At 51.6% G+C, this 12817-nt stretch carries 19 protein-coding genes and 1 pseudogene; 13 read left to right on the top strand and 7 right to left on the bottom strand.

Features of this window, described 5'->3' with window-relative positions; translation table 11 throughout:
* Position 1: 1 nt before the first annotated feature.
* From oppD to OGX97_RS10800, 3 genes are read left to right on the top strand one after another with little or no spacing between them, the layout of a single operon-like run.
* Entirely contained in the window at positions 2 to 1015 is a 1014-nt protein-coding gene (gene oppD, locus OGX97_RS10810) for a murein tripeptide/oligopeptide ABC transporter ATP-binding protein OppD (RefSeq protein ID WP_003833364.1), read from the top strand.
* On the top strand, positions 1012 to 2016 hold the full coding sequence (gene oppF, locus OGX97_RS10805) for a murein tripeptide/oligopeptide ABC transporter ATP-binding protein OppF (RefSeq protein ID WP_008784949.1): 1005 nt from the start codon (positions 1012 to 1014) through the stop codon (positions 2014 to 2016). Before oppD ends, oppF begins: the two co-directional genes overlap by 4 nt.
* Before the next feature lie 45 nt (positions 2017 to 2061).
* Positions 2062 to 2898, top strand: a complete 837-nt coding sequence (locus tag OGX97_RS10800; RefSeq protein ID WP_003833361.1) for an ion transporter — start codon at positions 2062 to 2064, stop codon at positions 2896 to 2898.
* Positions 2899 to 2935: 37 nt separating this feature from the next.
* On the opposite strand, the gene OGX97_RS10795 is transcribed toward OGX97_RS10800, so the two are convergent.
* Both OGX97_RS10795 and cls read right to left on the bottom strand, forming a co-directional pair.
* A complete protein-coding gene (locus tag OGX97_RS10795; RefSeq protein ID WP_003020691.1) occupies positions 2936 to 3265 on the bottom strand; it encodes an HI1450 family dsDNA-mimic protein in 330 nt (109 codons plus the stop codon).
* A 34-nt stretch (positions 3266 to 3299) separates the two neighbouring features.
* Complete coding sequence (gene cls / locus OGX97_RS10790) at positions 3300 to 4760, bottom strand: cardiolipin synthase (RefSeq protein WP_003020687.1); 1461 nt, start codon at positions 4758 to 4760, stop codon at positions 3300 to 3302.
* 142 nt (positions 4761 to 4902) lie between these two features.
* On the opposite strand from cls, the gene OGX97_RS10785 reads away from it, so the two are divergent.
* Together OGX97_RS10785 and OGX97_RS10780 are read left to right on the top strand one after the other, a co-directional pair.
* The gene (locus OGX97_RS10785; RefSeq protein ID WP_094301000.1) at positions 4903 to 5076 is read left to right on the top strand and encodes a YciY family protein; all 174 of its coding nucleotides are present in this window, start codon (positions 4903 to 4905) and stop codon (positions 5074 to 5076) included.
* Positions 5077 to 5330: 254 nt separating this feature from the next.
* Positions 5331 to 6524, top strand: a complete 1194-nt coding sequence (locus OGX97_RS10780) for a tyrosine-type recombinase/integrase (RefSeq protein WP_071701160.1) — start codon at positions 5331 to 5333, stop codon at positions 6522 to 6524.
* On the opposite strand, the gene OGX97_RS10775 is transcribed toward OGX97_RS10780, so the two are convergent.
* Genes OGX97_RS10775 through OGX97_RS10755 form a run of 5 tightly spaced genes read right to left on the bottom strand, consistent with a single transcriptional unit; the run spans position 6517 to position 8460 of the window.
* Entirely contained in the window at positions 6517 to 6720 is a 204-nt protein-coding gene (locus tag OGX97_RS10775) for a hypothetical protein (protein ID WP_032160588.1), read from the bottom strand. The two genes, OGX97_RS10780 and OGX97_RS10775, sit on opposite strands and share 8 nt — an antisense overlap.
* A gap of 42 nt (positions 6721 to 6762) precedes the next feature.
* A complete protein-coding gene (locus OGX97_RS10770) occupies positions 6763 to 7005 on the bottom strand; it encodes a DUF4060 family protein (protein ID WP_284969616.1) in 243 nt (80 codons plus the stop codon).
* Complete coding sequence (locus tag OGX97_RS10765) at positions 6992 to 7195, bottom strand: hypothetical protein (RefSeq protein ID WP_016247082.1); 204 nt, start codon at positions 7193 to 7195, stop codon at positions 6992 to 6994. The genes OGX97_RS10770 and OGX97_RS10765 overlap by 14 nt, the downstream gene beginning before the upstream one ends.
* Positions 7188 to 7532: a hypothetical protein gene (locus OGX97_RS10760; RefSeq protein ID WP_048998009.1), complete on the bottom strand. Its 345-nt coding sequence runs from the start codon at positions 7530 to 7532 to the stop codon at positions 7188 to 7190. The genes OGX97_RS10765 and OGX97_RS10760 overlap by 8 nt, the downstream gene beginning before the upstream one ends.
* A 34-nt stretch (positions 7533 to 7566) precedes the next feature.
* Positions 7567 to 8460, bottom strand: a complete 894-nt coding sequence (locus OGX97_RS10755) for a RecT family recombinase (RefSeq protein WP_286592402.1) — start codon at positions 8458 to 8460, stop codon at positions 7567 to 7569.
* Between the two features lie 42 nt (positions 8461 to 8502).
* On the opposite strand from OGX97_RS10755, the gene OGX97_RS10750 reads away from it, so the two are divergent.
* From OGX97_RS10750 to OGX97_RS10715, 8 genes and pseudogenes are all read left to right on the top strand, one after another.
* Positions 8503 to 8997, top strand: a complete 495-nt coding sequence (locus OGX97_RS10750) for a toxin YdaT domain-containing protein (RefSeq protein ID WP_286592397.1) — start codon at positions 8503 to 8505, stop codon at positions 8995 to 8997.
* Positions 8998 to 9009: 12 nt separating this feature from the next.
* Positions 9010 to 9159, top strand: a complete 150-nt coding sequence (locus OGX97_RS10745) for a hypothetical protein (protein ID WP_200083248.1) — start codon at positions 9010 to 9012, stop codon at positions 9157 to 9159.
* A 223-nt stretch (positions 9160 to 9382) separates the two neighbouring features.
* Positions 9383 to 10384 (top strand): replication protein, encoded by a 1002-nt coding sequence (locus OGX97_RS10740; RefSeq protein WP_200083246.1) that lies wholly within the window; start codon positions 9383 to 9385, stop codon positions 10382 to 10384.
* Positions 10381 to 11076, top strand: a complete 696-nt coding sequence (locus OGX97_RS10735) for a replication protein P (RefSeq protein ID WP_200083244.1) — start codon at positions 10381 to 10383, stop codon at positions 11074 to 11076. Before OGX97_RS10740 ends, OGX97_RS10735 begins: the two co-directional genes overlap by 4 nt.
* 14 nt (positions 11077 to 11090) lie before the next feature.
* Entirely contained in the window at positions 11091 to 11402 is a 312-nt protein-coding gene (locus OGX97_RS10730; RefSeq protein WP_200083242.1) for a hypothetical protein, read from the top strand.
* The gene (locus tag OGX97_RS10725; protein ID WP_233593557.1) at positions 11399 to 11782 is read left to right on the top strand and encodes a hypothetical protein; all 384 of its coding nucleotides are present in this window, start codon (positions 11399 to 11401) and stop codon (positions 11780 to 11782) included. The genes OGX97_RS10730 and OGX97_RS10725 overlap by 4 nt, the downstream gene beginning before the upstream one ends.
* Positions 11779 to 12345, top strand: a complete 567-nt coding sequence (locus tag OGX97_RS10720) for a hypothetical protein (protein ID WP_200083240.1) — start codon at positions 11779 to 11781, stop codon at positions 12343 to 12345. Before OGX97_RS10725 ends, OGX97_RS10720 begins: the two co-directional genes overlap by 4 nt.
* Positions 12342 to 12704: pseudogene (locus OGX97_RS10715) on the top strand (ead/Ea22-like family protein); the annotation flags it as partial. The gene OGX97_RS10720 and the pseudogene OGX97_RS10715, both read left to right, overlap by 4 nt.
* Positions 12705 to 12817 lie beyond the last annotated feature (113 nt).

Here is a 12817-nt window from a genome sequence, read left to right as displayed (position 1 = left end):
CATGAGCGTAATTGAAACCTCAACCGCGCCGCTCGCGCAACAACAGGCTAACGCACTGCTAAACGTAAAAGATTTGCGTGTGACGTTTGCGACCCCTGACGGCGATGTAACTGCGGTCAACGATTTAAACTTTTCTCTGCGAGCCGGAGAAACGTTGGGTATTGTCGGTGAATCCGGTTCGGGTAAATCGCAAACGGCCTTTGCCCTGATGGGGCTGCTGGCGGCGAATGGTCGTATCGGGGGCTCCGCAACGTTCAACGGGCGTGAAATTCTGAATTTACCGGAACGTGAACTGAACAAACTGCGCGCCGAGCAAATCTCGATGATTTTCCAGGACCCGATGACGTCCCTCAATCCATACATGCGGGTCGGGGAGCAGTTGATGGAAGTTCTGATGCTGCATAAAGGCATGAGCAAAGCGGAAGCTTTTGAAGAGTCGGTCAGAATGCTGGATGCGGTGAAGATGCCGGAAGCGCGTAAGCGTATGAAAATGTATCCGCATGAATTCTCCGGTGGTATGCGTCAGCGCGTAATGATCGCCATGGCGCTGCTGTGCAGGCCCAAATTACTGATTGCCGATGAACCAACCACTGCGCTCGATGTGACGGTACAGGCGCAAATTATGACGCTGCTGAATGAACTGAAAAGTGAATTCAACACCGCGATTATCATGATCACCCACGATCTGGGGGTTGTTGCCGGTATTTGCGATAAAGTCCTGGTGATGTACGCCGGACGTACTATGGAATACGGCAGTGCGCGGGATGTTTTTTATAAACCCGTTCATCCGTATTCGATTGGTTTGCTAAATGCCGTACCTCGTCTGGATGCCGAAGGGGAAGAGATGCTCACTATCCCTGGCAACCCACCGAACTTACTGCGTCTACCAAAAGGTTGTCCATTCCAGCCGCGTTGCCCGCATGCGATGGAAATCTGTAGCAGTGCTCCGCCACTGGAGGAATTTAGCCCAGGCCGTCTACGTGCCTGCTTTAAGCCGGTGGAGGAACTGGTATGAATACGGTGACCGAACAACGTAAAGTGCTCCTTGAGATTGCCGATCTTAAAGTCCATTTCGATATTAAAGATGGCAAACAGTGGTTCTGGCAACCGTCTAAAACCCTGAAGGCGGTTGATGGCGTAACCCTGCGACTGTATGAGGGCGAAACCCTGGGCGTGGTCGGTGAATCAGGCTGCGGGAAATCGACCTTTGCCCGTGCGATTATCGGCCTGGTGAAGGCCACCGATGGAAAGGTTGCCTGGCTGGGTAAAGATTTACTGGGCATGAAACCCGATGAGTGGCGGGAAGTGCGCAGCGATATCCAGATGATTTTCCAGGATCCGCTGGCATCGTTAAACCCGCGCATGACCATTGGTGAAATCATTGCTGAACCGCTGCGAACTTATCATCCGAATCTTCCGGGTCAGGAAGTCCGCGACCGTGTGAAGGCGATGATGATGAAGGTTGGGCTACTGCCCAACCTGATTAACCGCTACCCACATGAGTTTTCCGGTGGCCAGTGTCAGCGTATCGGTATTGCCCGCGCGCTGATCCTTGAACCAAAGTTGATTATCTGCGATGAACCGGTTTCGGCGCTGGATGTATCAATCCAGGCCCAGGTGGTTAATCTGCTGCAACAACTACAGCGCGAAATGGGATTATCGTTAATCTTCATTGCTCACGACCTCGCGGTGGTTAAACATATCTCCGACCGTGTGCTGGTTATGTATCTCGGACATGCGGTGGAATTAGGGACTTATGACGAGGTGTACCATAACCCGCTGCATCCTTATACCAAAGCGCTGATGTCTGCGGTGCCGATCCCCGATCCGGATCAGGAAAGGAACAAGGTTATCCAGTTGCTGGAAGGCGAGTTACCGTCCCCGATTAATCCTCCTTCCGGTTGCGTGTTCCGTACGCGCTGTCCGATTGCTGGACCGGAATGCGCAAAAACGCGCCCGGTTCTGGAAGGAAGTTTCCGACATGCAGTTTCCTGCCTGAAAGTAGACCCGCTATAATCCTGAGGGCTGACAAAGGTCAGCCCTTTTTTTGGTGAGGTATCTGTGCCAGGTTTAGTCTCTTCTGTCCGCCGTGCGCTCTATCGCAAATTATTTGATTTAAATACCCGTTCAGGGCGTCGCTTTGAAGGTATGTGTGCGCTATTTGCCTTGCTCAGCGTTATCGTTATCTTCATTGAGTCCGGAGTAGGGACGCAATACCATTTAACCTTTGAGGAATGGCGCGTTTTTGTCTGGCTGGAGATCTTTATTACTCTGGTCTTCACCCTCGAATATCTTCTGCGCTTATGTTGCTGGGCCAACCCCGCTAAATATGTGTTCAGCTTCTGGGGGATAATTGACCTTGCCACCATTCTGCCGCTGTATGTGATGTGGCTATGGCCGGAAATCAGTCTGAGCTATGTTTTCGCCTGGCGAGCGATGCGTGTCCTGCGCGTCCTGCGTATTCTCAAGCTGCTGCGCTTTATGCCTTCTCTACGGGTGTTCTGGAATGCGTTAAAAAGCGCCCGACATCAGCTGATGCTGTTCTATTCCTTTATCGCCATTCTGATGGTGGTTTTTGGCGCGATGATGTATCTGATTGAAGGGCCAAAATATGGGTTTACTACGCTGAATGCGTCGGTGTATTGGGCGATTGTTACTGTAACCACCGTCGGCTATGGCGATATCACGCCGCACACCCCATTGGGGCGCATGGTGGCGTCTGTGCTTATCCTGATTGGTTACTCGGTGATTGCGATACCGACGGGATTGATTACCACGCACATGAGCAGTGCGTTCCAGCAGCGCGGGCACCAACGAAAATGTCCCCAGTGCCAGCAGGCGCAGCACGAACATAGTGCGCAATTTTGTAACCGCTGTGGAAGTAAACTGCCGGGTTAAAAATGAAAAAAGCTGCGAGAGCAGCTTTTTTGTTTGATTATTCGCGCCAGAGAATATGGCAGAGCTTATGATCTTTTTCGCGACATAATAAAACGCGCGCGAAAATATCGTTAATCTCGCCGTCTTCTGTATCTGCCAGACCAATCACCACCTCGGCAAAGAAGTCAGGGTTCAGGTCAAAATCAACATGCTCCTGCCAGTCTTCTGCCGGATCGAACAACTCGGCACCGCCACGCTCTTCAAACTGCAAATTGAACAGAATGATGTCGGCTGGATCCAGATTGTCCGCAGCCAGTTCGAGAAAAATGTCATAAGCCTGCTCAAGCGTTTCGTCTTCGGTCAGGCGATTGTTCAAATCCATATCCATAATGACTACCTGTTTACTGTCTGATGGGCACGTTTTACAGCAATGGACTAAAGAAGTAAAACAGTCGCTCTGCTATCCGCTGCCAGAGTGGTCGTTTTACCCACAAACGGGCATCAAGCAGGCGGGAACGCGAAATATAATCATCCTGTACTGCCGCGAGATCGCCACCGAATCCGGCATCATCAATGACCAGCGTGATTTCAAAATTGAGCCACAGACTGCGCATATCCAGGTTAACCGTACCGACCAGGCTCAGCTCGCCATCGACCAGTACGCTCTTGGTGTGCAGCAAGCCACCTTCGAACTGATAAATTTTAACGCCAGCCGCCAGCAGCTCGGTGAAAAAGGCCCGGCTTGCCCAGCCAACCAGCAGGGAGTCATTTTTACGTGGAAGAATGATACTGACGTCAACCCCACGCTGTGCCGCCGTGCAGATCGCGTGCAACAGGTCGTCGCTGGGGACGAAGTAGGGTGTGGTCATTATTAAATATTCACGTGCTGAATAAGCAGCGGTTAGTAGCGCCTGATGAATCAAATCTTCAGGGAAACCAGGACCCGAGGCGATAGTGTGAATGGTGTGGCCGCTGGCTTGCTCAAACGGCATGATATTGACGTCTGGTGGCGGGGGCAAAATGCGCTTCCCGGTCTCAATTTCCCAGTCGCAGGAATAGACAATGCCCATAGCAGTGGCGACAGGACCTTCCATTCTGGCCATTAAATCAACCCATTGCCCGACGCCCGCATCTTGTTTGAAGAAACGCGGATCGACCATGTTCATGCTGCCGGTATAAGCAATGTAGTTATCGATCATGATCATTTTTCGGTGCTGACGCAGGTCCATACGGCGTAAAAATACACGCATCAGGTTCACCTTCAGCGCTTCTACAACCTCGATACCTGCGTTACGCATCATCGCCGCCCAAGGACTGCGGAAGAACGCTACGCTGCCGGCGGAGTCCAGCATCAGGCGACAGTGAATGCCACGTCTCGCAGCAGCCATTAACGACTCGGCTACCTGATCGGCCATACCGCCTGGCTGCCATATGTAGAACACCATTTCGATGTTGTGGCGCGCCAGCTGAATATCACGGATCAGCGCCTGCATCACGTCATCTGAACTGGTGAGCAACTGCAGCTGGTTTCCCTTTACGCCGGCTATTCCCTGACGACGCTCGCACAGTTTAAATAACGAAGAGGCGACGCTGCTATTTTCCTGGGCAAAAATATGCTTGCAGGCCTTGAGGTCGTTCAGCCATTTGGCGGTTGAAGGCCACATCGCCCGGGCGCGTTCGGCACGTCGCTTGCCCAGGTGAAGTTCACCAAAAGACAGATAAGCAATGATTCCTACCAATGGCAGAATGTAGATGATCAACAGCCAGGCCATTGCGGAGGGCACTGCGCGTCGCTTCATCAGAATGCGTAACGTTACGCCAGCAATGAGTACCCAGTAACCCAGAATGACCAGCCAACTCACCACGGTGTAGAAGGTTGTCATAAATTTAAAAATCCTTTTGAAAGCGTATTGTTAAGAGTTTACGCATCAGGATTAATCTGGCAAATAAAAACACGGGAAAACCACTGGTCTGCATTCGGTCTGGCGTTATAATGGCCGCTCAGTGACTGGAAGAGTAGTTAACATGAAGCGTAGTAGAACGGAAGTGGGACGCTGGAGGATGCAGCGTCAGGCTAGCCGCCGTAAAGCACGTTGGCTTGAAGGACAATCGCGTCGTAATATGCGTATCCACACTATCAGAAAGTGCATTCTCAATCATCAACGCAACTCGTTGCTGTTTGCAATCCACAGTATCTGATCTAAAAGGGCACCGCTGGCGGTGCCCAATGTCTGCGTTTGTTCTGTTTTTTAAAATACTTTCTTGTATTGTCATTCGGCCTATTTCGAAGAATTCCGCGTAAAAACGTTCTGTTACGCTAACGCCTTCTATTACCTGCCTTTCGGCCTTCCAATCATCACACTTTGAGTACAAGTGTTACATTGCGGGTAGCTTAGAGCAACGAGTTTTGTGTACACTTTTGCGTACTCAAAAGCCAAATGTGTACCCATTCAATGATCACTGACACAAAGCTCAGGAAGGCCCTTGGCAAGAAGCGCGATGATATCGAAACCATTTCAGATTCTCACGGACTCAACGCAAGGATCAGTCAGGCCGGAAAGGTCTCTTTCTTCTACCGGTACAGATGGGCAGGCAAAGCTGTAAAACTCAATGTCGGCGATTATCCAGCAATGAGTATTGCTCAGGCAAGGGAAAGGCGTCTGCAATTCAGAACCTGGCTTACTGAGGGACTAGATCCCCGGGAGCAAGTAAAGCTGGAGAAATTGACCCGCGAAGGTTCCATGGCCGTATCGGAAGCATTCAATTATTGGATCGAGAAACACTGCATCGCTAATCAACTGACAAAGACAGATTATTATCAGTTGGTATTTGCCAAGCATATCGCCGAGCCGATGCGAAACGTCAAAGTCGACAATTCCACAAAAAGGCACTGGATAGATGTTTTTGATCAGATTGAAAGCAGGGTGATGGCTCATTATATGCTTTCGCTGTGTAAACGCTCATTCAGATTCTGTATTAACCGAGGCGTAATATCGACCAATCCGCTCGAGGGATTGCTTCCCACTGACGTTGGCCAAAAACCGAAAAAGAGAACGCGGCGCTTGGATGATCGTGAGCTGGTGGCTATTTATCGGTGGCTGCAAAACCGCATGTCCATAGAGTCCGTGTTTCTTGTGAAATTTATTATGTTGACCGGCTGTAGGACGGCAGAGATTCGGTTGAGCGAAAGGTCATGGTTCAAGCTGGATGAAAATGAATGGATAGTTCCTGCTGGAAGTTACAAAACGCGAGTGCACATGAGAAGGGCTCTTTCTGATGCTGCGGTGGGACTGGTAAAAAATCATCTTGAGAAGATCAACACAAAGCATTTAGTCACTTCACAGCGCTTACTGGATGGGGAAATTAAAGACGTCCCGGTTCATCCGCCAGTTGCTTCGAACTACGCCAGGTATATTTGGTCAGAATCCGGCATGGAGCCCTGGTCTCTCCATGATATGAGAAGAACAATCGCAACAAATCTTTCAGAACTTGGCTGTCCGCCGCATGTGATTGAAAAGTTACTTGGTCACCAAATGGTTGGCGTGATGGCGCACTATAACCTGCATGACTACATCGATGATCAAAAACACTGGCTCCACGTTTGGCAGAGCCATCTTGAAAACATCATCGGTGAGCCGTTCAGTTAATTGGCTGTTTCACGCCTTCCCACTCTTTGACTGACTCCGACTTCCAGCGGTTAGGATTACCGGGAAAGTCCGGGGCGGGGAACGGCTTCGCAAAACCCCGCGGCATCGTGTCTGTGCTTTGCCATGACCAAAGGGTTTTACGTGAGATTTTGTATCGACTGGTCAGGTCTGACGTCAGCAAAATATCATCCATCATTTTTCTCCAATGGCCCGAACTGGGCCATTTCCAAAAGTAATATCAAGAAACCTGACCCGGCAGCGCGCGCAAACGACGCATACCTGTCATCGCTGTGGCCACGTAGCTAGCCTTACGGTTCACTACCTCCACCCAGACCTTCACACCTTCAACTCTCACCGTGTACGTCTCTTTCATCTTGCTGAGGCCATAGTCGCCGTAACGTTCTGCATGAGTGGCCAGTGCTATGTCGCATGCCTTACGCGCTAACGGGGATTGCTGGTTGCCTCGGTTAATCAGTCGCATGGTCACCGCCTTCTGGATTGGATGGTTGACGGAAAACCGCTCGGGACGGTGACCAATCGCAATATGCATCGGTTTCGGTATGCCCGAAAATTGCCTTACAGCGACGGATATGGGCGCAGTCGCCGCAGGTCTTACCCTTCGGGAGTTGCATTTTATCGGGGTCTGCCGGGTTATAATTTAGCTCAGTCATTCCAGGCCTCCAGCTCGTTCTGGATTTCCTCGTCGATCTCGTCATTGGTGGCGTCTTCGTTTAGATAGTCGCGCGCCTCTTTAAGATACTGTTCTCGGCGTTCGTGGTACCAGGCAGAGAACTCCGGTGACCAGCCGCGACCATTACCTTGAAAATCAACCAGAGCGTTGTCCTCAGCCATACGCTCAACCATGCAGTCGGCAGTTGTCAGGGCGCATTCCCGGATGTAACCGCGAAGGTGGTGTTTGCGCCACCAAGGACTTACTTTCGAATCGCAACGTCCTTTGAACTCAATTTCCCAGCGGCGGATGCAGCGTGCGTTTAAAGATTTACTCATCTCGTTACCGGGAGGGTTCGCCCTCCCGCCTCCCTTAGGCCACGTATTCCGGTTTCATATCCGCCAAGGTGATGCTGAACTGATCGTGCAGTTCGTCGCCAAGATGACGTTTCGCCGTTGCAAGAACTCGCTCAACTTCCCCAAACCGTTCAGCTGCATCCGGTTCATCCGGAGACGGCAGGGAGTTTATCGCGGCTTCAACCTTGTTACGTGAATCAACCAGGTAGTAGCGCTTCACTGCCTTATTCTTCAGCTCGGTGAACAGGGCAGATCCGAGCGTGGCCTTCGCGCTTTCGATATCAGCACGCAGTGCTTTGGCGCTATCAACATCCTGTGCTGCCTCGATGCGCTCGCGGAAATCATCGGCAAGAGCGTCGATATTTACCGACGATTCGTGTGCGCTTTGCGTAGTTGTGACGGTGTCACCTGCGATTTCAGCAACGCTCATTCGTTGGGCTGAGCCAGGGTTAATAACTTTTTCTTCTCGTTCTTCGACTTCATCGGCACTGTAAACACCAAGAATCACATCAGGGCAGTACAAGCGAGCCCAGCGCTTTACCGCGAGATAAGCGAGCTGCTGACGCGGATCACTTGCCCATAGTGTCGAATTACGAACCTGAGCCTGAGAAAGCATGAGTACCAGTTCGCGTGGCTCATCCTCGCCTTTCATCGTTGCCCACACACGAATTCCTACACCGGCCTCATCCTTTAAATCCCAACCGGGCGCGATGTACTTATTGCCTTTAGAACTGGTTCTCTCTACAAATCGACCAATGATGTTTTCCCATGGGCCAAACCAATCGTAATGAAGGCGATCTTTTGTAGGCGACATGTTGGTAACAACCGCATTAACCAGTTGAGCTTCGTAACCCAACACTCCGCTATTACCGACGATGTGGGTCTTCTGAGCTACGGCAAAGGGGTCCATACCCCATCGTGCGGCCTGCATGACCACAGCCATCCGGGAGCGATGATAAACCGCGCTCAACCCAAAGAGGCACCAGACCACGAAAAGATCCGTGATTCGGTCCGAGCCTGGTCGTCGGCGCTGGGCAATCAGGACGTGGTATCAGCGCTGATCATCAACGAATACCGGGAGCAGGGCGGGACCGATATCAGCTTCCCGGAGGATATCAGCCGGGCGCGCCAGAAGCTTTTCCGCTTCCTGGACAACCATTTCAACAGCGAACGGTACCGCGAAAACGTTCGCCAGCTAACTCCGGCAATTCTTGCTGTTATGCCGCTCGAGTTCCGTAACCGCCTGCTACCAAAAGACAACGTTATGGCCCGTCTGGCTCGGCTGGAGAAAGAAACCAGCGAAGCGAAGATTGCCGTCGCTATGAATGCGCCACGGCATCAGAAGCTGAAAGAGCTGAGTGAGGGGATCGTGGAGATGTATCGCGTTGACCCTGGCTTAACCGGCCCACTGATCGAGATGGTGGAGATGATGCTGGGTGCGATGTGAGGGAAAACGGCAATGAACCACATCGAATTTATCGAAAAGCACGTCCGCGAAGAACTGGTCCGGCAGGGCTTCACTGCGGCAGTGGCGCAGGGGGGGGGCATTTCAGGCTGTCGATATGTACAAGCGCATGTCTCAGGCAAGTCGCAAAGGGAGGATTTTTGATGATGTTTTGCGTCACGCGAAATTATGGGCAGAAAAACAGACGTTGCCGGCTGAACGATTTGAAACGAAGCGCGTTAAGCGCGGTGGTCAGCAAGGACTGTTCTGAAAGGGTGAAGGCCGCTGTGCTCGAACACAGACGGCCTTCGGGTGCAAAAACTGGCAGTTATTGCGAGAACATTATGACAAACGCATATACAAAACACCAGGCGAAAGGAGCATAGCTATGTCGAATGTTGCCTACGCCGATTTTGCGGCGCGTACCGCCGTCAGGAGCAACCGGATGGAGAACCAGAAGACCGGATTCATCCCGTTGTACCGGAGTGTACTGAAGAAGCCCTGGGCTAAAGATGTTTTCCTTCGCACTCTGTGGGAGAACCTTCTGTTGGGCGCCGCCCGCCAGCCCTACACGGCAAACTTTAAAGGCCGGCAGTGGCCATTACAAACCGGACAACTGGTGACCACGTCGGCAGATCTCGGGCTGAAATTATGCGACCGAAATGGTGAGCCAACAAGTCGTCATGCAGTGGATCGAATGCTGTCTCTTTTCGTGAAAGAAGGGATGATTTCAACCGCTGGCGAGAAGAGAAAAGGCACTGTAATTACCATCACAAATTTCGCACGTTACGCTCAAAAAATGGACGATTTACCCGCGCATAACGCCGCGCATAACAGCGAGCATAGTCCCGCGCATAGCGAACCCAGCAATGGCGAGGCTTCGGGAGTGGATGCCGAGCATAACCCCGAGCATAAGGCCGCGCTTAAGCCCGAGAATCATGAACAAGAAGTAATATTAAATACTAACGTATTTAATGTACGTCAGAGAATTTCAAAAATTGTTCCTGATGCAGCTGTCCAGACTCCGAAAGGTGACAAGTGGGGGACATCTGACGATCTCCGTTGTGCAGAGTGGATGCTGGCGCTGCGCGACATCACCAAACCATCCCTGAAAAAACCGAACATGACTGGCTGGGCGAATGATATACGCCTGATGCGCCAACTGGACGGACGCACCCACAAAGAGATTTGTGAGCTTTTCCGATGGGCCTGCAAAGACTCGTTCTGGTACAAAAATATTCTCTCCCCCGCAAAGCTCCGCGCCAAGTGGGACACTTTAACCCTTCACAGCGAAGACACTACCCGTAAGCCACGCACAGATGTCAGCGCAAACAAATCCGAAACTGGCCCGCACTGGAACAGTCCTGAAGCATGGGAGAAATTTTTATGACCCCGGATCTTTATCGTGCAATTCAGAATTGCGACAGCGAAATGCTATCGCGCATGGCTGGAGATTCTTACGACGGACGCAAGGTTGTAAACGCTGACGCTGAAAAGCTGGTGGATATGCTTTTTGAAAACCTCATGCAGGTATTCCCGGCATCCACTCAGACGAACCTACGTACTGACGCTGATATTCGCGTTGCAAAGCAGCAATGGATCGCGGCTTTTGCTGAGTCAGGCATCACCTCCCGTGAGCAACTTTCCGCCGGGATGCAGAAAGCCCGATCCAGCCAGTCACCGTTCTGGCCGTCGCCGGGTCAGTTTATTTCGTGGTGCCGTGAGGGGAGTGGTGCGCTGGGGGTCAGTGTGGACGACATCATGTGCGAATACTGGCGCTGGCGGAAACTTGTTTTTCGCTATCCGACCAGTGAGCAGTTCCCATGGAAGGATAAAAACCCGCTGTATTACCACGTCTGCCTGGAGCTTCGCCGTCGTGGAACAGAGGGACAGTTCAGTGAGAAGGAACTTATCCGAGCCGCTGGTGACATCCTGCATGACTGGGAAAAACGAGCACTGTCCGGTAAGCCGGTACCGCCAATCCGTCGCGCACTTGCAGCGCCGAAAGCAGCTACTGGCCCAACACCGGCAGAGATGCTGATGGCTCAGTACAAACAACGCAAAAACGCCGATCTGGTCTAATGGGGGAAATCACTATGGCAAGCAAATCACTGTGGGCAATTGTCGATTTTCTTCAGGTTAACCAGACCGTAACGCCGCGTCAGGTTCAGAGACTGCTGGGATGCGACTGCAAGAAGGCACACAACCTGCTGCTTCACCTGGTACGCAGAGCGGTAGTAATCCGCGCTGGCGAGCCACATCACCCGGTCTATTCGCTGCAACCCGGCGGGGAGTTGAACATCAAGCAGCTCAAATCGAACATGAGCAAAAACATGGTCACATCAGTTTGCCGCACAAGTCCGGCTATGCAGCGTGTACTGGCGTTTTACGGGAGAGCATCAGCATGAAACCAGATGTTAAAAAAATCATCGCCGATATCAAGGCGACAAAAGGGAACCGCAAATTTTGTAATGGCCTGGCTGGCACACTCCAGGATGATAATTATGCGTCATCAATTTGCAAATACGTTAAAACCGTAACGCCGGAAAGAATCGATCTCCTGATTGAATATGCTGAAAAACTTGAAGCCGAAGTCACAGACATGGCAGTACAGCTCGCTAACGCCGAGAGCAAGTGCAGGGAGCTGTCATCAAAAGCAATGGAACTGGTATGCGAAGCCAGCCTGGTTTACAGCAAGTACAACGACACGCAGATGCCAGACCGTGACCTTGTCGATATGCAGACGCTTCAGGAAATGCACGACCTGTGCAAAGGAGCAGCGCTATGAGCAAGTCAATCGCAGATGGCGCAAAACTGACGCCGGAAACATTCGCTGATTTTGTTGAACGCCTGAAATATCACCATCGCGGAGAAGGTGTTAGCCGCCATATCACCGCAGACCCAATTTTCATGGTTCAGAAGCAGTCCACAATTTACGGTATGGACACCGATTATTGCGATGGACGTTTCGTAGCGTTCGAAGATAGCGTCTGGTTTTCCCCACAAGAATACTGGGATGACCTGGACGATGATGAACAGGCTGATCTCAATGCTGAATGTGAGGAAACATACGACACGACATTCACAGATCTTAGTGAAGATACTCAGTGGTCTGTTCTCGAAGATCTCGAAAATCATACTGTAAGCGGGTTCAAAAAAGAATGGCAGCACGTAAACGCGCACCTTACCAGAGAGGCCGCTGAGGCGTTCATTCGACGAAAACAGCACGACTATCCACCACTTCGAGTTTACGTCGAAAGCATGTATTTCGGGTGGGAGTATCGGGAAATCATCAATGCCCTTTGTGATGGGCGCTTAGTTCTCGCAGATACCCAGGAGGCAGCTCAATGACAGCACTCAACAAACAGGCGCTGCGCAGTAAGGCGCGGTCAGCCAGCGCAGGTGAATGGATTAAAGAGTCTGGCGATGGTTGGGAGGCAATTTGCAGTGCTGAAGACCAGGCCAACGGCAACTTCATAATCGCGCACTTTGAGGGGCCAGACGCTCGGGCCAACAGAGAATTTTCACAGGCCGCTAACCCTGGCACCGTGCTGGCGCTGCTGGATGAGCTGGATGAGCTGGAAGCCGCGCAGAGTTACGCAAAAGAACGCGACGAAGAGAATCAAGACCTGATGCTTACGGTTGGTCGGTTGCGCGTGGAAAAGGAAGCCGCAGAGAAGCGCATAGCAGAACTGGAGGCGCGGACAGTGATGCTGCCCCAATATCGCAATTCACCGGACATGCACACAAAACAGTTTTATGAGGCTATCGGATTTAATCAGGGGCTTGATATTTTCATAGAAGCACTCCGCGCCGCTGGCAT

It is taken from the genome of Citrobacter sp. Cpo061 (genome assembly GCF_030332845.1).
GTDB classification, from domain to species: domain Bacteria; phylum Pseudomonadota; class Gammaproteobacteria; order Enterobacterales; family Enterobacteriaceae; genus Citrobacter; species Citrobacter portucalensis.
Note: the sequence above shows the minus strand (reverse complement) of the source record. Positions and strands in the feature narration are given on the sequence as shown.